The organism is Streptacidiphilus cavernicola (genome assembly GCF_042510955.1).
Classification (GTDB): Bacteria; Actinomycetota; Actinomycetes; order Streptomycetales; family Streptomycetaceae; genus Streptacidiphilus; species Streptacidiphilus cavernicola.
In genome coordinates this window covers 355,970-382,005 of record NZ_JBHFAB010000003.1, presented here as the reverse complement: position 1 = coordinate 382,005, position 26,036 = coordinate 355,970, and the positions used below count along the sequence as shown (strand labels likewise).

Sequence of the window (26,036 nt, the reverse complement as noted above, 5' to 3'; positions counted from 1 at the left end):
GTTCCGCTGGTCTGCTGCTGCCGGACCGCTACTTGGACTTGACGTACCCCTGCATCATCCACACCCCGGGCGGGTTGGTGAGCAGCCCGTCCTGACCCTGCGTCGGGAAGTCGGTGAACCGCTTGTCGGTGGTGAACTGGACGTTGGTGTAGTCCCAGATCTCGATCATCGGCAGCTCCTGGTTGGTGGCCATCGCGAGCTGCTGCACCACCGGCTTCTGCGCGGCCGGCTCCAGCGTGCTGAGCTGGGCGGTGAGCGAGCCCGGGTCCAGGCTCGCGCCGTTGACGGTGTAGCTGGTCGGGGTGTTCAACCAGTTCCCCGAGCCGCTGCCGCTGGCGTGGGTGGTGGTGGCGCCGATCGCGGTGTAGCCGTCGCCGGTCCCGTACAGGCGCTGGTAGGCCGAGCTGGGCTGCGGTCCGAGGGCGGTGAGCCACCAGCCGACCGGGTACTTCCCGGCGGCCATCTCGGTCTGGTAAGTGGCGAAGTCAGCGGTGACGGCCGGCTTGGTCGGGATGCCGAAACTGGTCAGCTCGTTGGCGATCACGGTGGAGGCGGCGATCCAGTCGCTGAAGCCGTTGACGGTCTGCAGCGTGATGGTCCACGGCTTGCCGTTCGGCAGCCGCCAGGTGCCGCCGGACTTGGTGAGGCCGGCCCCCTGCAGCAGCGCGGTGGCCTTGGCCTGGTCCGGGTTGTAGGGGTTGAGCGCGGCGCTCTGGTCCGCGGTGAGCCACTGGTCGGCGGCGGCCTGGACCAGGCCGGTGGTGGCCTTGGAAGCGGTTCCGCCGACCGGTTCGCCGACCTTGGTCACCGCCTGGCGGTCGATCACATAGGCCAGCGCCTGCCGGACCGCGGTGCTGTTGTACGGGGCGATGCTCTCGTTGAAGGCGATCGAGGCGTCCACGTAGCTGGTCGAGTCCACCTCCTTGTACCCCGCGCCCTTGATCCGGGTGAGCACGTTGCTGGGTATCGAGGTGTAGGGGGCGGAGTCCAGCTCGCCGCCGGTCATGTAGCCCCAGATCTGCTCGTTGCCGGAGAAGTGCCGCAGCACCACCTCCTTGGGCGAGATCTTGGCGACGTCGTAGAAGTACTTGTTGCGGGTCAGCACCGCGGAGCCGGGGTTGACCCGGGTCACCGTGAACGGTCCGGCCGAGACGTCCTGCTTGGGCGCGAACGCGGAGACGGTCTTGCCGAGCGTGTTGAGCTTGTCGACCGCGGCCTGGGCGCTCTTGGCGTCGGTGCCCTGGCTGGCGGCGATGGTCTGCCAGACGTCGGCGGGCAGCAGCGAGCCGTAGACCTTGTCGGAGACGATGGTCTCGCCCAGCACCAGCCGGACGAAGCTGAGGTTGTCCGCCCCGGCCACCTGGTCGATCTCGACCGTGTGCGGGTCGATCGTCTTCACGGCGGCGACGTCCAGGCCCTGGTTCAGCGCGGCGGCGCCGACCACGGCGCTGCCCTGGGTGAGCGCGATGGCCATCGAGGTCTTGATGTCCTGCGGGGTGACCGGGGTGCCGTCGGACCACTTGGCGTTCGGCTGCAGATGGATCGTCAGCGCGGTCGGGCTGACCGTCCAGCTCTTGGCCAGGCCGGGGTAGAAGTCGTTCGCGTCCAGCGCGTTGTTCTTGCTGAAGCCCAGCTGCATGGTGTCGTAGCCGATGAAGGTGTTGGTGGAAGCGTTGAACGGGTTCATCGGCGCCCCGGCGGTGATCGGGTTGTTGGCGTCGATGGTGGTGAACACCGCACCGCCGCCGGACCCGCTCGAACTGCCGGAGGAACACGCCGATAGGGCGCCGAGCAGCGCCAGGGTGACGATAGACGCGGACAGCTGGGTGAGCCGGTTCATGGTCCTGAAGTCTCCGATCGGATCAGCCGGGCAGGCGGGCGCAGTGAGCAGACCATAGGAGGCGGGCCGAGGTTCAGTCAATAAGCAACGCATCCTGCATTTATCTTGTAACTTGACGCCTCATCGGCTGACATCGAACCGCGCCTTCCGGCGGCGTCAGTTGGATACCAACGTAGGATGTGCCACTGAGGTTGCAAATTTACCTTGCTGGCCAGCACCATGTCCCCAACGAGAGGACACCCGTGATGAGCTTCGTGCCTTCCACCCGAGTGGAGTCACCCACCGAGCGGCGCAACCCGCGCACCCTCGACATCGACCAGGTACCGACCGCGGAGATCGTGCGGCTGCTGCACCAGGAGGACCGCCTGCTGCCGGACGCCGTGGGCGCGGTGCTCCCGAAGCTGGCCGCCGTGGTGGACGAGACCGCGGCACGGCTGGAGGCGGGCGGGCGGCTGCACTACTTCGGCGCCGGCACCTCGGGGCGGATCGCGGTGATGGACGCGGCCGAGCTGATCCCCACCTTCTCGTTGGCCCCCGACGTGGTGGTGGCCCACCACGCGGGCGGGGCCGCGGCGCTGACCGAGCCGGTGGAGGGCGCCGAGGACAGTGTCGAGCTGGGCGCCGAGGACGCGGCCGGGGTCGGCCCCGGCGACGTCGCGCTCGGCCTCACCGCGAGCGGACGCACCCCCTACATCGAGGGCGCGCTGCGGGCGGCCCGCGCGGCCGGGGCGTTCACGGTGCTGGTCAGCGCCAATCCGGGGGCGCCGCTGGCCGAGTTGGCGGACATCCACCTGGGAGTCGACACCGGTCCCGAGGCGATCGCCGGATCGACCCGGCTGAAGGCCGCGACGGCGCAGAAGATGCTGCTCAACAGCATGTCCACGGCGGTGATGGTGCGGCTCGGGCACACCTACTCGAATCTGATGGTCGATGTGACGGCGGCGAACGGCAAGCTCCGCGGGCGGCTGGTGACCATCCTGGTCGAGGCCACCGCGCTGGACGAGGCGGTCTGCCGGGACGCGCTGGCGGCGGCCGGGGGCGAGTTGAAGACCGCGCTGGTCTGCCTGCTGTCCGGCTGCCTCCCGCCGGCCGCGCGGACCGCCCTGGAGGCCTCCGGCGGCCGGGTCCGCCCCGCGGTGGCGGTGGCCCGGCCGAGCTGAGCCGCACCCGGAAGGCCCCCGGCGGACGCCCGGGGGCCTTCCGGGTGGGGCTACTGCCGCCGGTCGCGGACCGCGGAGTAGGTCCGCTCCAGCGCCTTGAGGGTGCGGGCGTGGTTGCGCTGGGCCACGCCGACGAAGAGGCAGTCCACCACCGTCAGCGCGGCGATCCGGCTGGCCATCGCGCCGGAGCGGAAGGTGGTCTCCCGCACCGCGGTGGTCAGCACCAGGTCCGCCACCTCGGAGATCCGCGACCGCGGAAAGTTGGTGATGGCCACCGTCGTCGCGCCGTTGTCGCGGGCCTCGGCCAGCGGCAGGACGGTGTCCCTGGTGTCGCCGGTGTGGGTGACCGCGATCGCCACGTCGCCGCGCTTCAGCAGCGCGGCCGAGGTGAGCGCGATGTGCGGGTCGGCCCAGGCGTGCACCGGACGGCCGATCCGGTGCAGCTTCTGCTGCAGGTCCAGCGCGATCAGCGCGCTGGCGCCGACCCCGTACAGGTCCACCCGGTCGGCCTGGACCACCGCGTCGATCACCCGCTTGAGCACGGCCAGGTCGAGCTGGCCCACGGTGTCCTCGACCGCGCGGGAGTCCGCGAAGCCCAGCTTCTTCACCACGTCGGCGAGCGGGTCGCGCGGGCCGATGTCGCCGCCCATGCCGGACCAGCCGGGGGCGCTGTCCTCGTTCCCGGCCGCGGCGGCCAGGCCGATCCGCAGCTCCGGGTAGCCGCGCAGGCCCACCGCCCGGCAGAAGCGGACCACCGTCGTCTCCGAAGTGTCACAGGCCAGGGCCAGTTCGCTGATGGTCTTCCCGGCCACCCCGGCCGGATCCGCGACCGCGGCGGCGGCGACCCTGCGCTCGGACGGCGGCAGGCTCGGCATCAACGCCCGGATCTGCACCAGCAGGGCTTGGGGTGCCTCCATGGACAACTCCTACGATGGGATCGGACGTCAGACTACAGAGTGCCGAGGGCGAGGGCGTCGTGAACCTGTCGGCGCAGCGGGATGATCCCGCGGTGCTCCCGGCCCAGGTGCACGGCGTTGGTGAGCAGCACCGCCCACAGCCCGCTGACCGGGTCCAGGGCCACGCTGGTCCCGGTGAAGCCGGTGTGCCCGGCGCCGGTCCGCGGCCACTCCACCGACATGTGGTCCCAGCGGTCGCCGCGCAGGGTCCAGCCGAGGCCGCGGCGGTCCCTCGGCTGCTCGGTCTGGCAGCGCAGCGCCTCGGCCCTGACCGCCCGCGACAGCAGCGGCCCCTCCTCGTCCAGCCAGCAGCCGCGCAGGTAGCGGGAGACGTCGGCGGCCGTGCTGAACAGGCCCGCGTGTCCGGCCACGCCGCCGAGCGACTCGGCGTTCTCGTCGTGCACCACGCCCAGCTTGGCCGGGCCGCCGGGCAGGGCCTCGGTCGCGGCGGTCCGCGACCGCCAGTCCTCGGGCGGGAGGAAGCGGGTGGAGGCCATCCCCAGCGGCTGGAACACCAGCTCGGCCGCGGCCCGGTCCAGGGTGGCGCCCGCGGCCCCGGCCACGATCTCCCCCAGCAGGATGAAGCCCAGGTCGGAGTAGCGGACCACGGTGCCGGGCGGGTCCACCAGCGGCTCCGCCAGCACCGCGGCGAGCCGGTCGGCCGGGCTGCCGGGGAGCAGGTAGAACTCCCGGTGGTCCGGCAGGCCCGCGCTGTGCGCCAGCAGATGACGGATCGTCACCTCGTACTTGCCTGCCCCCTCGAACCCGGGCAGGTGCTTGCGGACGCTGTCGTCCAGCGCCAGCACCCCCTCGTCCACCAGCCGCAGCACGCTGGGCAGGGTGGCCACCACCTTGGTCAGCGAGGCCAGGTCGAAGACGGTGTCGGTGACCGTCCGTCCGCCGTCGGGCCGACCGGTACCGCCGTAGGCGCGGATGCCCCTCGGCTCGCCCGCGCCGACCCCGGCGACCAGTACCGCGCCGGGCACGGCTCCGTCGGCCACCGCCCGCTCCAGCACGTCCGCCGCATCCAACCACCCCATGCGCGACCCTCCCGTGGTAAGTTTCCGCCGATCTACGACTTGCTTATGTTAGCAAATAACGGACGGGGTGTACCGTGCCGATGAAGAGTCGACCGAAGTCGGAACCGCGCGGGGCGCGGCCGGGGGACCTCCCGGCGATGCGCTCGGTCGCGGCTGCCGCGCTGCACCTCGACCAGGACGGCGCCGAGCTGGTCGACCTGCTCTGGGACGGCCCCGACACCGCTCCCCCGCTGCGGGTGGTCGCGGAGTCGGACGGCGAGGTGGTCGGCGTCGCGCTCGGCTCGCTGAGCACCGCGGGCACCGGCGGCGGGCTCAGGGGGCACGTCAACCTGATCGCGGTGGCCCCCGCCGCGCAGGGCCGCGGCCACGGGCGCGCCCTGCTGGCGGCCCTGGAACGGCGGCTGCTGGACAGCGGCGCGGAGACCCTGGTGGTCCGCGGCAGCACCCCGGCCTACGCCTGGCCCGGCATCGACCCGCGCTACACCGCCGCGGTCTGCCTGGCCGAGGCGGCCGGCTATGAGCGGACCCGCGAGGCCGTCAATATGACGGTCGACCTGGCCACCGCCCCGCTGGACACCGCGGAGCAGGAACGCCTGCTCACCGCGCAGGGGCTGACGATCCGTCCGCTGACCGGGCGGGACCAGCCCGGGTTCGGCGAGTGGATGCGCGGCTGGGGCGGCAGCTGGCAGGCCGAAGCCGCGCTGGCGCTGGCCCGCCCCACCGGCAGCGTCCATGTCGCGGTGCGCGAGACGGACGGCGGGACCGAGTACCTGGGCTTCGCCTGCCAGGGCAGCAACCGCCGGTCCTGGTTCGGCCCGATGGGCACCGAGGAGTCGCTGCGCGGCCGGGGCGTCGGCGCGGTGCTGCTGCGCCGCTGCCTGGCCGACCAGCGGGCGGCGGGCCTGACCAGCGCCGAGATCGGCTGGACCGGCCCGTTGCGGTTCTACTCACGGACCGTCGGCGCCGCCGTCGGCCGGGTCTTCTGGCTCTACGCCAAGGAGCCCGGGGAAGCATCCCGTCACGCACGCACGGAAGGCCGGACCCAGTCATGAGCATCCCGTCCCGTTCCCCCGAGTCGGTGCGGCTGCGCCTGCTCGCGGACACCGTGCTGCAGCCCGGGTTCGCGGGCACCACCCCGCCGGACTGGCTCCGGCGGCGGGTCGCCGAGGGGCTCGGCGGCGTGGTGCTGTTCGCCCGCAACACCCCCGACGCCGAGACCACCGCCGCGCTCACCGCGGCGCTGCGCGCCGAGAACCCGGACCTGCTGGTCGCCGCCGACGAGGAGGGCGGCCAGGTCACCAGGATCGAGGCGGCCACCGGCAGCTCCTGGCCCGGCAACGCCGCGCTGGGGCACCTGGACGACCCCGAGCTGACCGAGCGGGTCGCCGCCGAGATGGGCCGCTTCCTGGCCGCCGCCGGGATCACCCTGGACTACGCGCCCACCGCCGACATCAACAGCGCCCCGGAGAACCCGGTGATCGGGGTCCGGTCGTTCGGCGCGGACCTGGCGGTCACCGCCCTGCACACCGCGGCCTTCGTCCGCGGGCTGCAGTCGGCCGGGGTGGCCGGCTGCGCCAAGCACTTCCCCGGGCACGGCGACACCGTCCTCGACTCGCACGACGACCTGCCGGTGCTGGAGCTGGACCGGACCGTGCTGGAGACGCGCGAGCTGCTGCCGTTCCGGGCCGCGATCACGGCCGGGGTCCGCTCGGTGATGGCGGGTCACCTGCTGGTCCCGGCCCTCGACCCGGAGCACCCGGCCTCGCTGAGCCACGCGGTGCTGACCGGGCTGCTGCGGGAGCGGCTCGGCTTCGAGGGCCTGATCGTGACCGACGCCCTGGAGATGAAGGCGCTCGGCGGGGCGAGCCTGCCGGCCCTGGCGGTCCGGGCCGTCGCGGCCGGCGCCGACGCCGTCTGCCTCGGCTCGAACCCCATCGACGAGGCCTCGCTGCTGGCCCTGCGCGACGCCCTGGTCAGCGCGGTGCACGACGGCACGCTGCCGGAGCAGCGCCTCGCCGACGCGGCGGAACGGGTCCGGCGGCTGGCGGCGTGGTCACGCGAAGCGCGGGCCCGCGCGGCGCGGGACGGCGAGGAACAGGGCGGCGAGGAACAGGGCGGCGCGGCCGGGCCGTTCGGCGACGGGTTCGCACGGCTCGGACGGGAGGCCGCGGTGCGGGCGGTGGAGCTGACGGTCCGGGACCCGGAGGCGCTGCCGTTGGGCGCCGCGCCGGTGGTGCTGACCCTGGCCCCGCCGCCGCACGCCGAGCTGGACGGTCCGAGCGCCTGGGGCGTGGCCGGGCCGCTCGCGGACCTGCGGCCCGGCACCACCGCCCTGGCACTGGGCCGGGACGGACTGACCCCCGCCGCACTGGACCGCGCCACCGCGGACCGTACCCGTCCGCTGGTCGTGGTGGTCCGCGACGCGTCCCGGCTGGCCTGGGCCCGCCGGGCGCTGGACGAGCTGCTGCGGCGGCGGGCGGATGCGATCGTGGTGGAGCTGGGGTGGCCCGGCCGGGACCGTCCCGGCGCGGTGCACCTGGCCACCCGCGGTCCGGCCCGGGTCTCCGCCCGAGCCGCCGCCGAACTGCTGTGCGGCCGACCATGACGATCCGACCGAACGGGAGCGGACCCTTGCCCGAGCACCCTCGCGCGCACCGCCGGGACCTGGCCGTCCAGGCCGCGGTGAAGGACGGCCTGCTCGACCCGGACCGGGCCCCGCTGGCGGCCTTCCTCGACCTGGCCGGAATCCGGGCCGCCGCCCGCGAACTGCACCGGGCCTGGCCCGCCGAGCTGCCGGTGCTGCATGCCTTCGCGGCCAAGGCCAACAGCATGGTCCCGGTGCTGCGGCTGCTGCGCGAGCAGGGCCTCGGCTGCGAGGTGGCCAGCCCCGGGGAACTGGACCGGGCGCTGGCCGCGGGGTTCGACCCGGCCGGGATCGTGCTCGACTCCCCGGTCAAGACCAGGGCCGAGCTGGCCCGCGCGCTCGGCCTCGGCATCGCGGTCAACATCGACAACTTCCAGGAGCTGGAACGGGTCGACGCGCTCAGGCCCGACCGCCCCGGCGGCTCCGGGCAGGGCGGCTCCCGACTCGGCGTCAGGATCAATCCGCAGGTCGGCACCGGCAGCATCGAGGCCATGTCCACCGCGGGCCGGAGCACCAAGTTCGGCATCCCGCTGACCGACCCCGGCAGCCGAGAGCGGCTGCTCGCCGCCTACGCCGACCGGCCCTGGCTGCGCTGGGTGCATGTGCACGTCGGCTCGCAGGGCTGCCCGCTGGAGCTGACCGCCGCCGGGGTCGCCGCGGCGGTCGCCTTCGCCCAGGAGGTGGACCGGAACCGGCCGGGGCAGATCGAGGGCATCGACGTGGGCGGCGGCCTGGCCGTCGACTTCGACGGGGACGCCGACCGGGCCGGCTTCGACGACCATGTCGCGGCGCTGCGCGCGGCGGCCCCGGCCCTGTTCGACGGGCGCTACCGGATCGTCACCGAGTTCGGCCGCGCGCTGCTCGCCAAGAACGGCTTCCTGGCCTCCCGGGTGGAGTACACCAAGACGGCCGGGGGCCGCCCGATCGCGCTCACCCACGCCGGTGCGCAGGTCGCCACCCGTACCGTGTTCGCCCCCGCCGCCTGGCCGCTGCGGGTGCTCGCCTACGACCGCGACGGGCGTCCCAGCACGGCCGCGCCCGCGGTGCAGGACGTGGCCGGGCCGTGCTGCTTCGCGGGCGACCTGCTGGCCCGCGGCCGGGAGCTGCCGCTGCTCGCCGAGGGCGACCTGGTGGTGGTCCCGGACACCGGCGCGTACTACTTCTCCACCCACTTCGACTACAACAGCCTCCCGGAGCCGCCGGTGCACGCCTTCGAGGTCGCGGCGGACGGCTCGGTGGACTTCACCCCGCTCCGGCCCGCCGGGCACTGTGCCACCCTGGAGGCATGAGCGACACCCGGCGCAACCAGCGCCACACCGTCCCCACGGGCCGGCCGTTCCTGCTCGGCGAGTTCCGGACCAAGCTGGCCGCGATCGAGACCGGCGTGCGCGGGCTCTACCAGGAGGCGCACCCGGCGGAGCTGGAGTCCGTCGCCGACGAGACCTACCTGCTGTTCCACACCGCCCGCAGCCTGGCCCCGGTCCGCACCTACACCGGGTGCGAGCGCCACCCCAACGGCGCGGTCGACCCCGAGGCGCCGCTCGGCTGGACCCGCTGCCTCCTCTGCAACGAGGCCCGCCGCCGCGGCACCGCCACCGCCGACATCCCCGCCGTCGCCAGGACCAACGGCCTCGGCTACCCGGTCCCCGAGGGCCCGTACACGCTCGACCTGCTGAAGGACTACCTGCGCCGGACCAGCGAGCTGTCCTACGAGCTGTCGCTGCGCTCCCCCGACGCCGCGTTCGCCGAGCTGGCGGACGCGGTGCACCGCACCTTCATCGTGGCCAGGGAGCTGTCCCGGCCGCGCAACACCTCCGGCTGCGACCGCCACCCCGGCGCGCCGACCGATCCCACCGCGGACGGCGCCTGCCTGTTCTGCGCCGCGGACCGGCGCCGGCTGCGGAACCAGCGCGAGGGCGTCCCGGTGATGATCGACCGCCCCAGGACCGGACGGCTCCAGCCCCGGCGGACCGTCAGACCCCCGGGACCCGGCCCGGTCTGACGGCCTATCGTGTCCGCATGACCGAGGACGAACAGGTACGCGTGGTGTACCGCAAGTACGACGGCTCGCTGCACTGGAACATGGAGCTGCGCCGGCTCGGCGCGGACGAGCACGGCGTCTGGCTCGGCGCCGAGGCCGACTCGCTCTCCCGCAAGGGCGACGGACCGCCGGTCGCCCAGGCCGAGCCCTATGTGCTGCTGGTCCCGGACGGCGCCTGGCACACCGTCACCTTCAACGCCGCGCCGCGCCGGACCGCGGTCTACTGCGACGTCGGCACCCCGCCGGTGTGGCCGCACCCGGGCGAGGTGACCATGGTCGACCTGGACCTGGACGTGCTGCTGCGCCGCGGCGAGACCGCGCCGTACCTGGTCGACCAGGACGAGTTCGCCGAGCACCAGGTCAGGTACGGCTACCCCGGCGAGGTGGTCGCCGCCGCCGAGGCCTCGGCCGAGGCGCTGCTTGCGGCCATCGCCGGGCGCGGCGGCCCGTTCGACGGCGCGCACACCCGCTGGCTCGATCTGGTCTCCGGCTGACGACAGGCGGCTGACGGCCGCGCGGCGGGCGTCAGGCGTCAGCTCCGGTGCTTGGGGCGGCGGCCCCACGGCTGCTCCGGTTCCGGGCCCGGCTCGACCGGCCGGACCGGCCGGATCTGCGGTGCCTTGTCGGTGACCGTCAGCGGCACGCCGCCGTGCCGGATCTCCAGCGGCTCGCCCTCCAGCAGGGTGTAGCAGGCCTGCGCGTCGGTCACCTCGACCCGCAGCCGCCGCCCGCGCACCTGGACGGTGAAGGCCAGCCGGCTGATCCGCTCCGGCAGCCGCGGGGTGAAGTCCAGCGTCCCGCTGTGCCGGCGCATCCCGCCGAAGCCCGCGACCAGCGCGGTCCAGGCGCCGGCCAGCGAGGCGATGTGCAGCCCGTCCCTGGTGTTGTTCTCCAGGTCGTTGAGGTCCATCAGGGCCGCCTCGCCCAGGTAGTCGTAGGCCAGCCGGAGATGCCCCACCTCGGCCGCCGCCACCGCCTGGCAGCTCGCCGACAGCGAGGAGTCACGGACCGTCAGCGCCTCGTAGTAGGCGAAGTTGCGGGCCTTGTCGCCGGCGTCGAAGGCGTCCGGGCAGAGATACATCGCCAGCACCAGGTCCGCCTGCTTCACCACCTGCTTCCGGTACAGGTCGAAGTAGGGGTAGTTCAGCATCAGCGGGTAGTCCTCGGGCGGGGTCTCCCGGAAGTTCCACAGCTGGTGCCGGGTGTACCCGGCCGACTGCTCGTGCACCCCCAGCGCGTCGTTGTAGGGGATGGTCATCGCCTCGGCCGCGTCGCGCCAGCCGGCCGTCTCCTCCTCGTCCACCCCGAGCGCGAGGCCGTCGTCCACGTGGCGCTCCACCGCGTCGGCGGCGGCCCGCAGGTTCGCCTGGGCCATCAGGTTGGTGTAGGTGTTGTCGTCGGCGATGGCGCTGTACTCGTCGGGTCCGGTCACCCCGTCGATGTGGAACCGGCCGTGCGGGTCGTGGTGGCCCAGCGAGTGCCACAGCCGGGCCGTCTCCACCAGCAGTTCCAGACCGGTCTGCCGCTCGAACTCGTGGTCCCCCGTGGTCTCGGTGTACAGCGCGACGGCGGCGGCGATGTCCGCGTTCACATGGAACGCCCCGGTCCCGGCGGGCCAGTAGGCCGAGCACTCGGAGCCCTCGATGGTGCGCCAGGGGAAGGACGCCCCGCGCAGCCCGAGCAGCTCGGCCCGCTCCCTGGCGGCGGGCAGCGTCGAGTGCCGCCAGCGCAGCGCCTCGGCCACGGCCTCCGGCGAGGTGTAGGTGAGCAGCGGCAGCACGAAGGTCTCGGTGTCCCAGAACGAGTGCCCGTCGTAGCCGGAGCCGGTCAGCCCCTTGGCCGGGATCGCCCGCCGCTCGGCCCTGGCCCCCGCCTGCAGCACGTGGAACAGGCCGAACCGGACCGCCTGCTGGATCTCGGTGTCCCCGTCCACCTCGACGTCCGCGCGGGCCCAGAAGTCGTCCAGGTAGGCGCGCTGCTCCTGGACCAGATCCTGCCAGCCGGTGCTGCCGGCCCCGGCGAGGGCGGCCTCCACCTGGTCCCGGACCGCGGGCAGCGAGCGCTCGGCGGACCAGCCGTAGGCGACCAGCTTCTCCATCCGCAGCGTCTGCCCGGGGCTGAGCCGGGCGGTCACGGTGAAGCGGGCGACGTCGTCGGCGCTCTCGCTGGAGCTGCGCATGTTGTCCGGGCCCTGCACGCTGTGGTCCGCCGCCGCGGCCACCAGCAGCCGGCTGTTCCTGGTGCGGTGCATCAGCCGCAGCCGGGCGTCCCGGGCGAAGTGCTCCTCCGGTTCCAGCGGGGAGTCCAGCACCGACGCGACCCGGGGGTCGCCGGCGGCCCTGGGCAGTTCCTCGTTGGCGACCAGTTCCGACTGGATCACCACCCGGACCTCGGCGTCCAGCGGCTCCACCTCGTAGGCGATGCCGGCGATGGAGCGCTGGGTGAGCGAGACCAGCCGGGTGGACCGGATCCGGACCGTGGTCCCGGCCGGAGAGGTCCACTCGCAGGTCCGGTTCAGCTGGCCGCTGCGCAGGTCGAGCACCCGCTCGTGCGAGCGCAGCTGCCCGTAGCGCAGGTCGAACGGCTCGTCGTCCACCAGCAGCCGGATCAGCTTGCCGTTGGTGACGTTGATGACGGTCTGTCCGGATTCCGGGTAGCCGTAGCCGGCCTCCGCGTACGGCAGCGGGCGCAGCTCGTAGACGCCGTTGAGGTAGGAGCCGGGCAGGCCGTGCGGCTCGCCCTCGTCCAGGTTGCCGCGCCAGCCGACGTGCCCGTTGGACAGGGCGAACACCGACTCGCTCTGCGGGAGCAGTTCGCTGCGCAGCCCGGTCTCCCGCACCGCCCAGGGCTCGACGGTGAAGCTGGAGTTGCTGATCACGCCTGGTCCTCCAGCAGCTCGGCGAGGTCGCTGACCACGGTGTCGGCGCCGTGCCGGCGCAGTTCGTCGGCCTGGCCGGCCCGGTCGACGCCGACCACGTAGCCGAAGTGGCCGGAGCGCCCGGCGTCCATCCCGGCCAGCGCGTCCTCGAACACCGCAGCCTGGTCCGGGCGGACGCCGAGGTCCTGGGCCGCTGCCAGGAAGGTGTCGGGGCGCGGCTTCCCGGGGAGCCCGCGCGCCGCGGCGACCACGCCGTCGATCCGCACGTCGAACTGCCCTTCGATGCCGACCGCGGCGAGCACCTCCCGGCAGTTGGCGCTGGACGAGACCACGGCGGTGGCCAGACCGGCCCGGCGCACCGCCGCCAGATAGCGGACCGAGCCCTGGTACGCCTGGACGCCGTCGCGCTGGATCAGCTCCAGCAGCAGCACGTTCTTGCGGTTGCCGAGGCCGTGCACGGTGTCCCGGCCCGGCGGGTCGTCCGCCGCGCCCTCGGGCAGCTCCACCCCGCGCGAGGCCAGGAAGGCCCGCACGCCGTCCGCGCGGGGCAGGCCGTCGACATAGGTGTCGTAGTCGGCGACCGGGTCGAACGGCCGGAAGCCGTCGCCGTCGCGGCGGCGGAGGAAGCCGTCGAAGGCCTCCTTCCACGCCGCCGCGTGCACGACCGCGGTCCTGGTCAGCACACCGTCCAGATCGAACAGGCAGGCGGTCACGTCCGAGGGGAGTCCGAGGAGGCTGGTCATGGGCTCTCCCCTCCCCGGCGCGGGCCCGGGACATGCGCGACCGCGCCCGGCGCCATCCGATCGGCGGGGTCGGCGCGGTCCGGCCGGGCCGGCGCGGTCCGGCCCGGTCAGCGCAGTCCGGCGAAGAGGTCGTCCTCCTGGTCCGGCGCGGGCACGGTGCTGAACTGGCGGACGAAGGACTCGCTGCCGAACGCCCGCCGGACGCCCTCGTCGGGCAGCCGCAGGAAGAAGATGTTCTCGCCCTGGCTGGCGTGCGCCTCCAGCGCCTTGCGCTTGCGGTCGACGTGCGGGGAGACGTCCACCACGGTGGTGATCAGCTCCTCCGGGGTGCCGAAGTCGTCCGGCAGCTCGAAGTCGCCGACCTCGGCGCCGGACTCGCGCAGGTAGTCGAAGAGTTCGGCGATCCGGTTCCTGGAGATCGCGGTGTGGTAGAACTTCGCCGGGATCCGGCACTTCTCGATCGCCGCGACGGTGATGTCGTGGGCCTTGATGTGGTCCGGGTGGCCGTAGGCGCCGTTCTCGTCGTAGGTGACCACGACGTCGGGGCGGTAGCGCTCCATCAGCGCGACCAGCCGGTCGGCCGCCTGGTCCAGCGGGATGTTGGCGAAGGCCTCCGAACGCCCGTTGGCCTCCCAGCCGACCATGCCCGAGTCGTGGTAGCCCAGCAGCTCCACGTCGGTGATGCCCAGCAGCCCGACCGACTCGCGCAGTTCGCCCAACCGCAGCTCGCGGACCTGCGCCTCGTCGTGTCCTGGCTCGCCCGGCTTGATCCCGCCGGGGGCATCGCCCTGCTCCCCGTTGGTGCAGGTGACCAGCACCGTCCGGATCCCCTCGGCGGTGGCCGCCGCCAGCACCCCGCCGGTGGACAGCACCTCGTCGTCCGGGTGGGCGTGTACGGCCATCAGCGTCAACCGACGATCCATGAGTGAGAGACCTTCCATGGGAGACAGGTAGCAGTCACGCCCCACCCTATGCGGTCGCACCGACAGCCCCGCCGACCTGGCGTCGAGCCCGGCTCCACGGCCTGCTGCCACCATCCGTGCGGTCCGGGCGGCGGCGGTGGGATCGGGGGAGGCACGTGACCATGCGGGGCGGAAGGGTGGCCGTGGTCGGCGGCAGCATCGCGGGCTGCGCCTGCGCCGCGGTGGCGGCGCGGCAGGGCGCGGACCGGGTGGTGGTGCTCGAACGCAGCCCGGGGCGGCTGCGGGACCGCGGAGTGGGCCTGTGCCTGCACGACGCCCGCTTCGCGGAGCTGGAGGCGGCCGGCTTCCTGGACGCCCGGGTCCCCCGGCACCGGCTCACCCGGCGCCGCTGGCTGGTCAGGGACGGCGCCGAGCCGATGGGACGGCCGCTGTGGGACCAGCCCTTCCCGTTCCACTCCTACCACTGGGGCCTGCTGTGGCAGGCGCTGCGGGAGCGGCTGCCGGGCACGGTCGAGTACCGGTCGGCGGCTCCGGTGGCCGCGGTGACGGTGGAGCCGGACCGGGCCGCGGTGCGGTCCGGGTCGTCGCCCGGGTTCGAGGAGTACGACCTGGTCATCGGCGCCGACGGGTACCGTTCCGCGGTGCGCGAGGCGGTCTGTCCCGGGGTCGGGCCGCGGTACGCCGGATACGTCTGCTGGCGCGGCAGTCTTCCCGCGGAGCGGCTCGGCGGCGCGGCCAGGAGGTGGGCGCCGGAGCACGCCGTCACCGTCTGCTTCACCGGCGGGCAGTGCGTGCTCTACCGGATCCCCGGACCCGGGTCCGGGGGGCCGCTGCTGAACTGGGTCCTCTACGCCGCCCCGCCCGACGGCGCGCTGCCGCCGGAGGACCGGGCGAGCGTCCCGACCGGCTCGGTCACCGGTCCCCTGGCGGACCACCTGGCGATGCTGCTGGAGCGTCACCTCCCGCCCTACTGGGCCCGGGTGATCGCACTCACCCCGCCGGAGCTGACCTCGGTCCAGCCGGTCCACGACCTCGCCGTCCCACGCCGCACGGCCGGACGGCTGCTGCTCGCGGGGGACGCGGCCACCGTGGTCCGGCCGCACAACACCAGCGGCGCGGCCACCGCCCTGAACGACGCCGGAGCGCTGGAGGCGGCCTGGCGCGCTGCCGGGTCCTGGCCGGAACTGCTGTCCGGCTACGCCGCGGCCAGGGACTCGGCCGGACGGGAACTGGTCGCCCTGGGCCGCCGGCTCGGCGCGGCCCAGGTGGAGCAGGCCCCGGACTGGTCCACCATGGACGGCGCGGGGACGGTGGCCTGGTGGGAGCAGCAGGTGGCGCCGACCGGCTTCGGCGGCCACGCACTGGCCCGGTAGTCCGGGAGGCCTAGTCCTGGCCGAGCAGCCCGCGTTCGTAGGCGGCGGCCACCGCCGCGGCGCGGTCGCGGACGCCGAGTTTGCCGTAGATGTGCATCAGATGGGTCTTGATGGTGGCCTCGCTGACGTGCAGTTCACGGCCGACGGCCTGGTTGGTGGCGCCCGCGGCGACCAGCCGGAGCACCTCCAGTTCACGCGGACTGAGGCTGCCCGGGTCCCGCACGCCGACCCGGCCCATCAGGGTCCCGGCGACGGACGGCGAGAGCACCGACTGCCCGGCGTGGGCCGCCCGCACCGCGCGGATCAGCTCCTCCCGCGGGGCGTCCTTGAGCAGATAGCCGGTGGCCCCGGCCTCGATCGCGGGCAGCACGTCCCGGTCGGCGTCGAAGGTGGTCAGCACCAGCACCCGGGCCGGGTGCCGCAGTTCGCGCAGCCGGGTGATCGCCTCGACACCGCCGGTGCCGGGCATCCGCAGGTCCATCAGGATCACGTCGATGCCGATGTCGGACCGCTGGGACTGCCGGACCGCCTCTGCCCCGTCGCCCGCCTCGCCGACCACCTCGAACCCGGCGTCGTTGGCGAAGACCCCGCGCAGGCCGTCCCGCATCACCGGGTGGTCGTCCACGATCAGCAGCCGGATCGGGCCGCCGTCCGCACCCGTCGGGGCGCTTGTCGGGGCGCTCATCGGGCCACCGCCGGCGCCGCGCCCCGGACCGGGACGGCGGCGTTGACGGTGGTGCCGTAGCCGGGGACGGACTCCAGGGTAAGGCTCCCGGCCAGGCGTTCCAGCCTGCGCCGCATCCCGGCCAGGCCGTAGCCGTCGGTCCGGTCGGCGGGCGCGAACCCCACCCCGTCGTCGGCGACGTCCAGCAGCAGCATGTCGTCCAGGTAACTGAGGGTCAGATGCACCTTCGAGGCCCGTGCGTGCTTGGCGACGTTGGCCAGCGCCTCCTGGGCGACCCGGAACAGCGCCGCCTCCACGTCCGGGCCGACCGGGGCCGGGATCCCGGTGGTCTCGATCTCGGCCGGGATCGCCGCGTGCTCGGACCAGCCCCGGGCGAACACGCCGATCGCCTCCGGCAGGGTGGCCTGCTCCAACTGCTCCGGCCGCAGCGCCCGGACCGAGCGGCGGGCCTCGGTGAGGTTGGCGCGGGCCAGCGAGGCCGCCAGGTCGAGGTGGCGCTCCCACTCGGCCTCGTCGTGCCGCGCCTGCCGGGCCGCCTCGACCTGGGCGACGATGCCGGTCAGCCCCTGCGCCAGGGTGTCGTGGATCTCCCCGGCCAGCCGCTGCCGCTCCTCCACGATGCCCGCTTCGCGTGCCTGGACCAGGAGTTGGGCGTGCAGCCCGGCGTTCTCCGCCATCGTCGCCTGCAACCGGCGGTTGGCCTCGCCCAACTCGTCGACCATCCGCCCCCGTTCGGTGTTCTGCCGCATCACCTGGTTGGTCAGGCTCACCATGACCAGCACCGCCATCATGTTGAAGCCGACCATCACCAGGTAGGCCACGGTGTGGGTGTCCCACCCGTCCGGGTAGCCGCCGGTCTGCGAGGCCGCGAGCACCGCGGCGATCAGGCCGAATCCGGCGCTGCGCCGCCCCGGATCCAGCTCGTCGGCGAAGAAGTAGCCGCTGAACGCGAACACCCCGTACCAGGGGTTGACCGCGACCAGGGCCCCGGCCACGACCGCGTGCGCGAGGAAAACCAGGGTCCGTGCGTTGGACGACACCCCGGTGGTCGGGTACCAGGCCAGCCCGAGCGACCAGCAGGCAGCCGGGACCAGCACCGCCAGCCCGGCCGAGCCGTGCCCCGCGGCGGCCCAGGACTGCCGCCCGGCCGGTTCGGCGAGCAGCACCAGCAGGGTGGCGACGGCCAGCAGCGGCAGCAGCACCAGCCGGGCCAGCCGGTCGGCGTGGGTCCGCCACGAGACGGGCACGGCGACGGAACTCACGACCTCGGTGCTCAGAGCTTCAGTACTCAGAGCTTCGGTGCTCACGGCCTCGATGGTGACGCCCTTGGTGCGCATGCCGTCGATGATGTCACTCCCAGCGGAACAGCCGGGCCGCGGCGGCCCCGCAGAGGATCGCGTACCCGGCCAGGACCAGCAGCGCGGCGGTCGGCGGCCAGTGTCCGGCGATGGACGCCTGCACCGCGCGCACCCCGGCGCCCAGCGGGCTGTAGTCGCTGATCGTCCGCAGCGGCGTGTTCATGGTGGACCGGGGAATCCACAGCCCGGCGAAGAACATCAGCGGGAAGAAGGTGACCAGGCCGAGTGCGTTGGCCATCCGCTCGTTCTTCGCCAGCGCGGTGATCAGCATCCCGATGCCCATCGTGGCCGCGGCCACCAGCAGCAGCGACACCACGAATCCGGCGAACTGGTGCGGGGCGGTCGCGCCGAAGGCGGTGGCGACCACCAGGATCACCACGTCGATGACCACGCCGAGCCCCAGGTAGATCAGCCCCTGCGCGCCGAGCAGGCGGCCGGGCGGGACCGGGGTGGTGGACAGCCGCCGCAGCACGCCGCTGGCCCGGTAGCCGGTGAGCACCGCGGGGAGCATGTTCACCGCGGCCATCAGGAACACGTACATCATCAGGATCGGCTCGTACACCTGCAGCGGGCTGAGCCCGCCGAAGGATTGGCTGGGATGCCGGGTGGCGGGGACGACGCCGAGCACCACCACCGCGACGACCGGGAGCAGCGCGGTCCACAGCACCGCGCCCGCGGAGCGGAGGAACAGCACCCCCTCGGTCCTGGCCAGCAGCCAGAACGGGCTGCGGCGGACGGCCGGGGCCGGGGCCGGGGCGTTGGGCACGGGGGACACGGCGGTGGTCATCGGTTCTCTCCTCGCTGGGTGACGGCCCGTTCGGTGACGGCTCGTTCGGTGATGGCCAGGAACGCGTCGTCCAGGCTCGGTTGCTCGACCCGCAGCCGGTGTGCCAGCACCCCGGCCCGAGCGAGTCGGGCGGCGACCGCGGCCAGCGCGTCCGCGCCGCCGACCACCAGCACCTCGTCGCCGCGCCGGGTCACCGACTCGACCTCGGGCAGGTCGGCCAGCAGGCCGTCCTCGATCGGGGCGGACGGGACGAAGCGGATCCGCTGCTGCACCTCCAGCCGCGCGGTCAGCTCCCCCGGGGTGTCCAGGGCGACCACCCGTCCGGTGTCGATCACCGCGACCCGGTCGCAGAGCCGTTCCGCCTCCGCCATGAAGTGGGTGACCAGCAGGATGGTCACGCCGCGGGCGCGGACCGACTCGATCAGCTCCCAGGTGTCGCGGCGCGCGGCCGGGTCCAGGCCGGTGGTCAGCTCGTCGAGGATGGCCACCCGGGGGTTGCCGATCAGCGCCAGGGCGATCGACAGCCGCTGCTGCTGGCCGCCGGAGAGCTTCCCGAAGCGGGTCCCGGCCTGCGGGCCGAGGCCCAGCACGTCGAGCAGTTCGCGCCAGTCGGCGGGGTGTTCGTAGAAGGAGCTGAACAGCCGCAGCGCCTCGCCCACCCGCAGGTTCGGCGGCAGCGCGCTGTGCTGGAGCTGGACGCCGAGGTCGGCGACGACCCGGGCGCGGTCCTCGATCGGGTCGAGCCCCAGCACCCGGAGCCGTCCGCCGTCGGCCCGGCGCAGACCGCTGACGCACTCGACCGTGGTGGTCTTGCCCGCCCCGTTCGGCCCCAGGATGCCGAAGATCTCGCCCTCCTCCACCGAGAACGACACATCGGCCACCGCCGTCCGCTCCCCGTAGCGCTTGTGCAGTTGCTCCACCTCGATGACCGGCACCCGAACCCCGTCCCTCAACTCCCGGCCGCGGTAAGCGGCTCACCGGGTCCGACGCGGTTGCGCCGACCCTGGTCCCAGTCTCGGCGCGGGGGCCGGTCCGGCGGATCGCCCGACCGGCCAGACCGCGGCGGACGGCCGGTTGAGGCGCGGCATCAACCGATCGGTGGATGCGCCCCGGGCACGCCGCAGCCCCCGGCCCGGGGCGACGGTGCGCCGGGTCGGGGGCTGCGGGGTTCCCCAGGGGGTTCCGGGGGCGGGAGTTCGGGTCAGGCGACGGCGCCGAGGGGCCGCTCGACCGGCAGTTCGGTGCTGTGCTCGGCCAGCAGGGTCTCCGGCTGCGCCGAGCCGCGGCGGAGCCGGGCGATCAGGGTGTCCAGGGACCAGATGCCGGGCCCGACGATCGCGATGACCAGGAAGGTCCAGCTGAACATCACGGCCGGCTCGCCGTAGTTCTGGATCGGCAGCAGGCCGTGCTGCTGGTGCTGGGTGAAGTAGCCGAACGCCATCGCGCCGGAGCAGAGCAGCGCCGCCGCGCGGGTGCCGAGGCCGAGGGCGACCAGGCTCCCGGCGACGACCTGGATCAGTGCCGCGTACCAGCTCGGCCAGGCGCCCGCCGGAGCGGTGCCGCCCATGCCCATGTTGCCGCCGAGCACGCCCCAGATGGCGGCGATGCCGTGCAGCGCGAAGGACGCGCCGACGATGATCCGGAACAGCGAGAGGACGTGGGGGGACACCTTGTCTCTGACGTCAGCGAGCATCTTCGTTCTCCTTGTGGTGGTGAGGTGGTGACGGTTGGTCAGGTGGTAACGACGGCGGGCGCCGCCTCGACCACGGGGTGGTCGTGCGACAGCGGTCCGGAGCCGCTCGCGCCGCCGGGCGAGCCGAGCGGGGCGAACACCTCCGTCTCGACGTCGAGGTAGCCGGTCCACTCGTCCGGGATGTCGGTCTCGTAGAAGATCGCGTCGACCGGGCACACCGGCTCGCAGGCGCCGCAGTCGACGCACTCCTCCGGGTGGATGTAGAGCTTGCGCGGCCCCTCGTAGATGCAGTCGACCGGGCACTCGTCGATGCAGGCCCGGTCCTTGATGTCGACGCAGGGCTGGGCGATGACGTAGGTCATGACGCGGTTCCTTCCGGGAGCCCGAGCCGGGGATCGGGGCGGACGATGTGTGTGGACTGTGCGGGCAGGACTTGGTGCGTCCCTGGAGCCCCGCTGGAGCGGGGCCCACCGTCTGGGCCGCCGGCTAGGCGGCGGCGCCCCAGGACTCCGGGGAGTTCCAGGAACCGGCCGGGAGCAGCGCCGACAGCGGCCAGGGGGCGCGCGGCCGGGAGCCCAGCGCGCCCTCCTCGGCGCCCAGGCAGGACAGCAGCACCACGGTCAGCGCCGCCAGTTCCTCCGCCGTGGGCCGTCCCGACAGCACCCGGAACAGCGGCTCTGCCGCCTTCCCGGTCACTGGGGCTGGTTCCCGTGCTTGCGGCTGGGCATCGCCGTCGCCTTGGTGCGCAGCATCGCCAGCGCCCCGATCAGCCGGGCGCGGGTCTCGGCCGGGTCGATGACGTCGTCGACCAGGCCGCGTTCGGCGGCGTAGTAGGGGTGCATGAGCTCCTCCTTGTACTGCTTGATGAGCCGTTCCCTGGTCGCGTCCGGGTCGTCCGCCGCGTTGATCTCGCGCCGGAAGACCACGTTGGCCGCGCCCTCGGCGCCCATCACCGCGATCTCGTTGGTGGGCCAGGCCAGGGCCAGGTCCGCGCCGATCGAGCGGGAGTCCATGACGATGTAGGCGCCGCCGTACGCCTTGCGCAGGATCAGCGAGATCCTCGGCACGGTGGCGTTGCAGTAGGCGAACAGCAGCTTGGCGCCGTGCCGGATCACCCCGCCGTGCTCCTGCTCCACCCCGGGCAGGAAGCCCGGCACGTCCACCAGGGTGACCAGCGGGATGTTGAAGGCGTCGCAGAGCTGGACGAAGCGCGCGGCCTTCTCCGAGGCGCTGATGTCCAGCACCCCGGCCAGCACCGACGGCTGGTTGGCGACGATGCCGACCACCTGTCCGCCGAGCCGGGCCAGCGCGCAGAGCACGTTGCCGGCCCAGTGCTCGTGCACCTCGAAGACCTCGCCGTTGTCGGCGATCTCGCGCAGCACCCCGCGCATGTCGTAGGCCTGGCCGGGGTCGGCCGGGACCAGGTCGAGCAGCGCCTCGCAGCGCCGGTCCACCGGGTCGCTCACCGGTTCGGCGGGCGGCAGCTCGCGGTTGTTCGCCGGGAGCATCGACAGCAGGAAGCGGACGTCGAGCAGGCAGCTCTCCTCGTCGTCGTAGGCCGCGTGGGCCACCCCCGAGGTGGTGGAGTGCAGGTCGGCCCCGCCCAGGCCGTTCTGGGTGATGCTCTCGCCGGTGACCGCCTTGACCACGTCGGGACCGGTGATGAACATCTGGGAGATGCCGCGGACCATGAAGACGAAGTCGGTCAGCGCCGGCGAGTACGCCGCGCCGCCCGCGCACGGCCCGAGCATCACGCTGATCTGCGGGATCACCCCGGAGTTGCGGACGTTGCGCTGGAAGATGCCGCCGTAGCCGGTGAGCGCGGTGACGCCCTCCTGGATCCGGGCCCCCGCGCCGTCGCAGAGGCCGACCAGCGGGCGTCCGGTGGCCGCGGCCATGTCCATGATCTTCTGGATCTTCTCGGCGTGGGCCTCGCCCAGCGCGCCGCCGAAGATCCGGAAGTCGTGGGCGAACACGAAGACCTGACGGCCCTCGACCGTGCCCCAGCCGGTGACCACACCGTCGGTGTGCGGACGCTTGAGCTCCAGCCCGAAGCCGGTGGCCCGGTGCCGCCGCAGCCCCTCGACCTCGGTGAAGCTGCCCTCGTCGAGCAGCAGGGCGATCCGCTCACGGGCCGTCAGCTTGCCCTTGGCGTGCTGCGCCTCGGTGGCCGGGCCCGGCCCGGCCAGCACCTCGGCCCGCAGCGTCCGCAGCTCCGCGGCCCGGTCGGCGGCGCTGGGCAGCGGCGCGGCGGGGACGGGCGGCGCGGCCTCGTCCTCGGGCGCGCAGGTGAACAGCGCGACCGGGGCCTCCTCCGCGAGGGCCTCGGTGGCCGCGGCGGCCTCGGTGATTTCGGTGACCGTCATCAGTTGCCTCCTTCGCTGGTCTTGAAGGGCACCCACTGCTCGTTCCTGACGGCCACGTGGATGTCGATGCCGCCGAGGCTCATCAGGGCCTGGACCGCAGGGGTGAGGCAGCGTCGGACCACGAGGTCGACGACGCGCCGTGCACTGGTCATGGCCACACTCCTGTCCTTCCGGACCGCGCGTCCGGAGAGGGGGCGAGGATGCAAGCCGCGACTCGCGCGCCGCTTGAATCCGGCGGTCGGACCGGGTGGCGGCGAGCCCGAGCAGTGCTCCAGTGCCGCTGCACGTTCCGGCTGCATGGTGGACCGCAGCCGTGCCGCCATCCCGGCGGCCGCACCTCACCAAGGAGTCGCTGTGACCCAGGCGGTCCAAGCAGAGAGCACGGAGGTCTCCGGGGATCTCTACGCGGAGGTACGGACCTTCTACGCCCGGCAGATGCGCCGGGTGGACTCCCTCGACATCGAGGGCTTCGCGGACACCTTCACCGACGACGGCGTGGTGCTGCACGCCAACGGGGCCCGCGCCGAGGGGCGGGCGCAGATGGTCGCGGGGATGTACAAGAACCTGCCGCGCTACCGCGACGTGGCGGTCCGGCACTGGTTCGACCACCTGCTGATCGAGCCGGAGCCGGACAGCGGCGGGAACACCCTGCGGGTCTCCTACTACTCCCTGGTCACCCTGGTCGACGCGCAGGGCGCGATCACCTTCGAGCCGACCTTCACCGTGGAGGACGTGCTGGTGCGCCGGGACGGCCGGCTGCTCACCGCGGAGCGGATCATCCACCGCGACCTGCCGGTGGTCTTCTGACGCAAGCGCTTCTGGCGCAGGCGCGACGAAGGCGCCCGCCCCCGTGGGGGCGGGCGCCTTTCCGTGTGCCTGTTCTCCGGGTGTCTGTCGACTAGTCGATCCCGCGGCAGATGTGGGTCTCGCCGCCGTCCTCCTCGTCCTCCTCGCCGGGGAAGCGGAGGACGGGCCAGGGTTCGAGGCGGTCGAACCGGATGTCGCGGTACGGGTGTTCGAGCACGGTCACGGTCATGGGTACGTCCTCTCCGGTCAGGCGTGGCAGGCGGGGAGCCCGCCGTTGAATTCGATCATCTCCCGGAACGAGCCGCCCACGTCGATCCGCGCGCCGGGCGCCAGCCCCTGGAGTTCTGCGTAGGCCCGGTGCAGATTGCCCACCAGGCGCTCGGAGTCGATCAGGTGTGCGAACGGCCCCAGGTCGGCCGCGCGGGCGGCCTCCAGCGCGGTGAGCCCGTCCCGGAGACCCTCCTCGGCCAGCTGCTTGATCCAGCGGAGGTAGGCCTCGGTGGCGTCCAGCACCTCGGGGCCGCCGACCGGTCCGTGGCCGGGGACCACGGTGAGCGGGTCCAGCGCGCGCAGCCGGGCCAGCGCCGTCAGCGAGCCCTCGATCGAGCCCATCAGCACATAGGGGGTGACGCCGGACCAGGCGACGTCGCCGGTGAACAGCACCCGCCGCTCCGGCACCCAGGCCACCGTGTCGTCGGCGGTGTGGGCCGGGCCGACCTGGAGCAGCACCACCGTCAGATCACCGCTCAGCAGCGTGAGTTCGCCACTGAAGGTGAGGTCGGGCAGCACCAGCCCCAGCTCGCCCCAGTCCACGCCGGGCCACATCCCGCGCAGGCCGAGGCCGGCCTCGGCCATGTCGGAGCGGGTGACCGCCCCGGCCACGATGGTGGCGCGGGGCGCGAAGACCGCGTTGCCGAAGACATGGTCGCCGTGGAAGTGGGTGTTCACCACGTAGTCGGCGCCGCTCGGGGCCAGCTCCTCGACCTCGCTGCGCAGCCGACGGGCCCTGGCCTCGGTCGCGGCGGTGTCGATCACCACCGCCGCCCCGTCGGCCCCCATCACCAGCCCGGCGTTGTTCAGGCACCAGCCGCCGGGCGCCTGCTCGAACACGTGCACGCCTTCCGCGATCCGGCGCAGCACCGGCGGCGCGGCCAGGATCGCACCGTCCACCGGGCTCATCGCAGCCCCTCCGGGTACGGCAGCCGGGCGTAGCCGCCCTGGTGGAACAGCAGCGGGCGGGCGTCCGGGCAGCCGCGGTGGATCGCCTCGACCCGGCCGATCAGCAGCACGTGGTCCCCGGCCTCGAACTCGGAGTGCAGCCTGCACTCCACCGCCGCGACAGCGGTCGGGACCAGCGCGTTGCCGGTGTGGCCCTCGACCGCGCCCAGCGACAGCATCGCCGCGACGCCCTCGGGCCGGTCCGGACGGGCGAACTCGGTGGCGAAGTCCTGGTGCTCCTCGGCGAGGACGTTGACCGCGAAGCTGCCGGCCCGCTCGATCCGCGGGCGCATCCGGCCGTCCGCCTTGACGCTGACCAGCAGCAGCAGCGGGTCGAGCGACACCGACGTCAGGCTGTTCAGGGTCATCACGATGGTGTCGGCTCCGCTCCCCTGCGTCAGCAGGGTGACCCCGGTGGGGAAGGCGCCCATCGCCGAGCGGAAGGCGGCGATGTCGGGTTCGGCCAGTAGTGCGTTGGCGGGGTGCGTCATGGTGGGGAACTCCGTCTCTCCGGGCGGGTCAGTAGTTGCCGAGCCCGCCGCAGACGTTGAGGGCCTGCGCGGTGATCGAGGCGGCCGTGTCCGTGGCCAGGTAGCCGACCAGGCCGGCCACCTCCTCGGGGGTGGAGTAGCGGCCCAGCGGGATCTTCGCCTCGAACCGCTCCTGGATCTCCTGCTCGCTGACGCCGAAGTGCCCGGCGTAGCCCTGCCGGACCCGCTGCGCCATCGGCGTCTCGACGTAGCCGGGGCAGACCGCGTTCACGGTGATCCCGCTCTTGGCCAGCTCGATGCCGACCGCCTTGGTGAAGCCGATCACCCCGTGCTTGGAGGCGGAGTACGGCGCCGCCAGGGCGACGCCCTGCTTGCCGCCGGTGGAGGCGATGCTGATGATCCGTCCCCAGCCGGCCGCCAGCATGCCGCCGGTGCTGAGCACCTCCTTGGTGACCCGGAAGACGCTGTTGAGGTTGGTGTCGACGATGTCCAGCCACAGGTCCTCGGCCAGCGACGCGGTCTCGCCGCCGCCGCCGCGCCCGGCGTTGTTCACCAGGATGCCGATCGGGCCGTACGTCTCCACGGCCTTGGTGACCGCGGCCCTGATCTGCTCGGTGGAGGTGACGTCCGCGGCCGAGCCGCTGACCTCGAGGCCCTCCTCGCGCAGTTTCTTGACCACGGTCTGGATGTTCTCCTCGCCACGGGCGACGCCGTACACGGCGACTCCCTGACGGGCCAGCGACTCGAAGACGGCCAGGCCGATCCCGCTGGTGGCACCCGTCACAAAGGCTGCTCGTCGTCCCTTGTCTGCCATCGTGCTCCCCTGAGGTCGAAGCCGGTCGGGTGGTGCGACGGCGGTCTGCCGTCCTCGGACACCCTGAAGGCGACGACCGTGACCCCTCGCCCTTGCGCGCCTCTCGACCGCGCCTGGAGAGCCGGCGGCCGGCGGCGGCGCGGTTCGAGGCGGAGTCGAGCCCCGGGGGCCAGGGTGTTCCGCGGCAGCAACAGGACCGAGCAGCACAGGACCGAGCAG

Annotated in this window: 27 protein-coding genes; 8 read left to right on the top strand and 19 right to left on the bottom strand. The window is 73.5% G+C overall.

The window, feature by feature from the left end:
- Positions 1-28 precede the first annotated feature (28 nt).
- Positions 29-1,840: an ABC transporter substrate-binding protein gene (locus ACEZDE_RS06150; RefSeq protein ID WP_380533282.1), complete on the bottom strand. Its 1,812-nt coding sequence runs from the start codon at positions 1,838-1,840 to the stop codon at positions 29-31.
- A gap of 245 nt (positions 1,841-2,085) precedes the next feature.
- On the opposite strand from ACEZDE_RS06150, the gene ACEZDE_RS06145 reads away from it, so the two are divergent.
- Positions 2,086-3,000, top strand: a complete 915-nt coding sequence (locus tag ACEZDE_RS06145) for an N-acetylmuramic acid 6-phosphate etherase (RefSeq protein WP_380533280.1) — start codon at positions 2,086-2,088, stop codon at positions 2,998-3,000.
- Positions 3,001-3,050: 50 nt separating this feature from the next.
- Here the strand turns inward: ACEZDE_RS06145 and ACEZDE_RS06140 are convergent, their stop codons facing one another.
- Complete coding sequence (locus ACEZDE_RS06140) at positions 3,051-3,917, bottom strand: MurR/RpiR family transcriptional regulator (RefSeq protein WP_380533278.1); 867 nt, start codon at positions 3,915-3,917, stop codon at positions 3,051-3,053.
- Between the two features lie 32 nt (positions 3,918-3,949).
- Positions 3,950-4,996: a serine hydrolase domain-containing protein gene (locus ACEZDE_RS06135; RefSeq protein WP_380533276.1), complete on the bottom strand. Its 1,047-nt coding sequence runs from the start codon at positions 4,994-4,996 to the stop codon at positions 3,950-3,952.
- Between the two features lie 80 nt (positions 4,997-5,076).
- Between ACEZDE_RS06135 and ACEZDE_RS06130 the strand changes: the two genes are divergently transcribed.
- From ACEZDE_RS06130 to ACEZDE_RS06110, 5 genes are read left to right on the top strand one after another with little or no spacing between them, the layout of a single operon-like run.
- The gene (locus tag ACEZDE_RS06130) at positions 5,077-6,048 is read left to right on the top strand and encodes a GNAT family N-acetyltransferase (protein ID WP_380533275.1); all 972 of its coding nucleotides are present in this window, start codon (positions 5,077-5,079) and stop codon (positions 6,046-6,048) included.
- On the top strand, positions 6,045-7,601 hold the full coding sequence (locus ACEZDE_RS06125; protein ID WP_380533273.1) for a glycoside hydrolase family 3 protein: 1,557 nt from the start codon (positions 6,045-6,047) through the stop codon (positions 7,599-7,601). Before ACEZDE_RS06130 ends, ACEZDE_RS06125 begins: the two co-directional genes overlap by 4 nt.
- On the top strand, positions 7,598-8,929 hold the full coding sequence (locus ACEZDE_RS06120; protein ID WP_380533271.1) for a diaminopimelate decarboxylase: 1,332 nt from the start codon (positions 7,598-7,600) through the stop codon (positions 8,927-8,929). Before ACEZDE_RS06125 ends, ACEZDE_RS06120 begins: the two co-directional genes overlap by 4 nt.
- Entirely contained in the window at positions 8,926-9,642 is a 717-nt protein-coding gene (locus ACEZDE_RS06115) for a hypothetical protein (protein ID WP_380533269.1), read from the top strand. The genes ACEZDE_RS06120 and ACEZDE_RS06115 overlap by 4 nt, the downstream gene beginning before the upstream one ends.
- Before the next feature lie 17 nt (positions 9,643-9,659).
- Complete coding sequence (locus ACEZDE_RS06110) at positions 9,660-10,175, top strand: DUF402 domain-containing protein (protein WP_380533267.1); 516 nt, start codon at positions 9,660-9,662, stop codon at positions 10,173-10,175.
- A gap of 38 nt (positions 10,176-10,213) precedes the next feature.
- Here the strand turns inward: ACEZDE_RS06110 and ACEZDE_RS06105 are convergent, their stop codons facing one another.
- From ACEZDE_RS06105 to ACEZDE_RS06095, 3 genes are all read right to left on the bottom strand, one after another.
- Positions 10,214-12,559: a glycoside hydrolase family 65 protein gene (locus tag ACEZDE_RS06105; protein WP_380533265.1), complete on the bottom strand. Its 2,346-nt coding sequence runs from the start codon at positions 12,557-12,559 to the stop codon at positions 10,214-10,216.
- Positions 12,556-13,302: a beta-phosphoglucomutase family hydrolase gene (locus ACEZDE_RS06100; protein ID WP_380533264.1), complete on the bottom strand. Its 747-nt coding sequence runs from the start codon at positions 13,300-13,302 to the stop codon at positions 12,556-12,558. Before ACEZDE_RS06100 ends, ACEZDE_RS06105 begins: the two co-directional genes overlap by 4 nt.
- 107 nt (positions 13,303-13,409) lie before the next feature.
- Positions 13,410-14,204, bottom strand: coding sequence for a PIG-L family deacetylase (locus ACEZDE_RS06095; RefSeq protein WP_380533262.1), 795 nt, complete (start codon positions 14,202-14,204; stop codon positions 13,410-13,412).
- 182 nt (positions 14,205-14,386) lie between these two features.
- On the opposite strand from ACEZDE_RS06095, the gene ACEZDE_RS06090 reads away from it, so the two are divergent.
- Positions 14,387-15,598 carry an FAD-dependent monooxygenase gene (locus tag ACEZDE_RS06090; RefSeq protein WP_380533261.1) on the top strand — a complete coding sequence of 404 codons (1,212 nt, stop codon included), beginning with the start codon at positions 14,387-14,389 and terminating at the stop codon, positions 15,596-15,598.
- A 10-nt stretch (positions 15,599-15,608) separates the two neighbouring features.
- Here ACEZDE_RS06090 and ACEZDE_RS06085 read toward each other — a convergent pair whose 3' ends face one another.
- From ACEZDE_RS06085 to ACEZDE_RS06045, 9 genes are all read right to left on the bottom strand, one after another.
- Positions 15,609-16,283, bottom strand: coding sequence for a response regulator (locus ACEZDE_RS06085; protein WP_380533259.1), 675 nt, complete (start codon positions 16,281-16,283; stop codon positions 15,609-15,611).
- A complete protein-coding gene (locus ACEZDE_RS06080; protein WP_380533258.1) occupies positions 16,280-17,620 on the bottom strand; it encodes a sensor histidine kinase in 1,341 nt (446 codons plus the stop codon). Before ACEZDE_RS06080 ends, ACEZDE_RS06085 begins: the two co-directional genes overlap by 4 nt.
- Before the next feature lie 13 nt (positions 17,621-17,633).
- Positions 17,634-18,428 carry an ABC transporter permease gene (locus ACEZDE_RS06075; RefSeq protein ID WP_380533256.1) on the bottom strand — a complete coding sequence of 265 codons (795 nt, stop codon included), beginning with the start codon at positions 18,426-18,428 and terminating at the stop codon, positions 17,634-17,636.
- Positions 18,425-19,363, bottom strand: a complete 939-nt coding sequence (locus ACEZDE_RS06070; RefSeq protein WP_380533254.1) for an ABC transporter ATP-binding protein — start codon at positions 19,361-19,363, stop codon at positions 18,425-18,427. Before ACEZDE_RS06070 ends, ACEZDE_RS06075 begins: the two co-directional genes overlap by 4 nt.
- Before the next feature lie 266 nt (positions 19,364-19,629).
- Complete coding sequence (locus ACEZDE_RS06065) at positions 19,630-20,121, bottom strand: DoxX family protein (protein ID WP_380533252.1); 492 nt, start codon at positions 20,119-20,121, stop codon at positions 19,630-19,632.
- Between the two features lie 38 nt (positions 20,122-20,159).
- Positions 20,160-20,483, bottom strand: coding sequence for a ferredoxin (gene fdxA / locus ACEZDE_RS06060; protein WP_380533250.1), 324 nt, complete (start codon positions 20,481-20,483; stop codon positions 20,160-20,162).
- Between the two features lie 124 nt (positions 20,484-20,607).
- A complete protein-coding gene (locus ACEZDE_RS06055) occupies positions 20,608-20,817 on the bottom strand; it encodes an acyl-CoA carboxylase subunit epsilon (RefSeq protein ID WP_380533248.1) in 210 nt (69 codons plus the stop codon).
- Positions 20,814-22,487, bottom strand: coding sequence for an acyl-CoA carboxylase subunit beta (locus tag ACEZDE_RS06050; protein WP_380533246.1), 1,674 nt, complete (start codon positions 22,485-22,487; stop codon positions 20,814-20,816). Before ACEZDE_RS06050 ends, ACEZDE_RS06055 begins: the two co-directional genes overlap by 4 nt.
- Complete coding sequence (locus tag ACEZDE_RS06045; protein WP_380533244.1) at positions 22,487-22,639, bottom strand: hypothetical protein; 153 nt, start codon at positions 22,637-22,639, stop codon at positions 22,487-22,489. The genes ACEZDE_RS06050 and ACEZDE_RS06045 overlap by 1 nt, the downstream gene beginning before the upstream one ends.
- Before the next feature lie 202 nt (positions 22,640-22,841).
- Here ACEZDE_RS06045 and ACEZDE_RS06040 point away from each other — a divergent pair, with 202 nt between their 5' ends.
- Positions 22,842-23,294, top strand: a complete 453-nt coding sequence (locus tag ACEZDE_RS06040; protein ID WP_380533243.1) for a nuclear transport factor 2 family protein — start codon at positions 22,842-22,844, stop codon at positions 23,292-23,294.
- 91 nt (positions 23,295-23,385) lie between these two features.
- On the opposite strand, the gene ACEZDE_RS06035 is transcribed toward ACEZDE_RS06040, so the two are convergent.
- Genes ACEZDE_RS06035 through ACEZDE_RS06020 form a run of 4 tightly spaced genes read right to left on the bottom strand, consistent with a single transcriptional unit; the run spans position 23,386 to position 25,817 of the window.
- Complete coding sequence (locus tag ACEZDE_RS06035; RefSeq protein WP_380533242.1) at positions 23,386-23,523, bottom strand: hypothetical protein; 138 nt, start codon at positions 23,521-23,523, stop codon at positions 23,386-23,388.
- Between the two features lie 17 nt (positions 23,524-23,540).
- Positions 23,541-24,473, bottom strand: a complete 933-nt coding sequence (locus ACEZDE_RS06030; RefSeq protein WP_380533240.1) for an MBL fold metallo-hydrolase — start codon at positions 24,471-24,473, stop codon at positions 23,541-23,543.
- Positions 24,470-25,003, bottom strand: coding sequence for a flavin reductase family protein (locus ACEZDE_RS06025; RefSeq protein ID WP_380533238.1), 534 nt, complete (start codon positions 25,001-25,003; stop codon positions 24,470-24,472). Before ACEZDE_RS06025 ends, ACEZDE_RS06030 begins: the two co-directional genes overlap by 4 nt.
- A gap of 28 nt (positions 25,004-25,031) precedes the next feature.
- Positions 25,032-25,817, bottom strand: a complete 786-nt coding sequence (locus ACEZDE_RS06020; RefSeq protein ID WP_380533236.1) for an SDR family NAD(P)-dependent oxidoreductase — start codon at positions 25,815-25,817, stop codon at positions 25,032-25,034.
- Between the last annotated feature and the right edge of the window lie 219 nt (positions 25,818-26,036).